The organism is Candidatus Enterococcus avicola (assembly GCF_047470845.1).
Taxonomy (GTDB): Bacteria; Bacillota; Bacilli; order Lactobacillales; family Enterococcaceae; genus Enterococcus_D; species Enterococcus_D casseliflavus.
Map to the genome: position 1 here is coordinate 1 of NZ_JBLGTY010000067.1, position 347 is coordinate 347.

The 347-nt window shown below is 40.3% G+C and carries 1 protein-coding gene; it reads left to right on the forward strand.

Going from position 1 to position 347, the window contains the following annotated elements; translation table 11 throughout:
- Positions 1–347, forward strand: a 347-nt coding sequence (locus ACI3E5_RS17620) for a transposase (protein WP_498855893.1), incomplete at both ends; no start/stop codon positions are given.

The window sequence follows — 347 nt, forward strand, 5'->3', positions numbered from 1 at the left end:
CAATCTAAGAAGATTCTCCCAAGAGTATTGATGGTTGATGAATTTCGTTCGCATGCTTCCATAGAAGATAAAATGAGCTTTATTTGCGCAGATGGCGAAACAGGAAAATTAATAGATGTTTTGCCTACGCGTAAATTACCCCGATTAACAAGCTATTTCTCAGGTTGTACTAATCCGGAAGAAGTAGAATTCTTGGTGACAGACATGAACGCCGCCTACTTCCAGCTCACCAAACGTGTTCTGCCAAATGCGAAAGTAGTGATTGATCGGTTTCATATTGTCAAACACATGAATCAAGCGTTCAATGAGTTGCGTATCCGTGAAATGAATGAACTTCGTAAAGCAGG